This window comes from Lewinella sp. (assembly GCF_050633125.1).
Lineage (GTDB): Bacteria > Bacteroidota > Bacteroidia > Chitinophagales > Saprospiraceae > Lewinella.
On sequence record NZ_JBOEFX010000258.1, the window covers coordinates 228 to 1041 of the forward strand.

Below are 814 nucleotides of genomic sequence, written 5' to 3' on the forward strand. Positions count from 1 at the left end.
CCTTAGTCTCTTACTCACTGGTAAGTGATATAAGCAACATTTCGGAGGAATCGACAAGAAGCTACTTCTATCTCCCTCAAAATTCCTAAATTTGGCTTTTAAATGAGGACACTTTTATGCAGAGGCTTTTTCGAGCAGTAAAAATCATGGACCCCGGCAGCGAATGGCACGGTCAAACGGTAGATATCCGAGTCACCGACGGCCTGTTGGCAGAGATTGGATCAGACTTATCCCTTGACGGTGCGGAAGAAATAAACTTGCCCAAAGCAAGTGTCTCGACAGGTTGGATAGACCTTGAGGCCACAGGCGGCGATCCTGGGTTTGAACACCGGGAAGATATTGCTTCCCTTACAAAGGCAGCAGCAGCAGGTGGCTTTACGAAAGTAGGCCTTCGCCCGGAAACACAACCCGTTATTCATGACAAGTCAGGAGTAAGTTATCTGTTGCAGCAATCTCGCTTTGCACCAGTAGACTTGCTGCCCATTGGTGCGGTAAGTAAGAACCTTGTTGGTGCGGAAATTACTGAAATGCTGGATATGCGTGGCGCTGGAGCCGTCGCTTTTTCAGANNACGGCCTGATTATGAATCAACCCCAAGAGGCAACCATTGCTGGCAAGGGGCAGCTCCATGAAGGAATTGTGAGTACAATGTTGGGGATGCGCGGTATTCCTTCTCTGGCTGAAGAGTTGATGATCGAACGCGACCTCCGCTTATTAGAATATACCGACTCCCGGTTGCATCTTAGCCATGTTTCTACAGCGAAGGGGGTTGAGAAAATTCGCGAAGCTAAAGCCCAAGGTTTACGGGTGACGGC

General features: G+C 49.0%; 2 pseudogenes. Both read left to right on the forward strand.

From position 1 onward, the window contains the following. Window positions 1-116: 116 nt before the first annotated feature. A pseudogene (locus ACRBG0_RS28790) lies at window positions 117-568 on the forward strand (dihydroorotase); the annotation flags it as partial. Window positions 569-581: 13 nt separating this feature from the next. Then, a pseudogene (locus tag ACRBG0_RS28795) lies at window positions 582-814 on the forward strand (dihydroorotase); the annotation flags it as partial.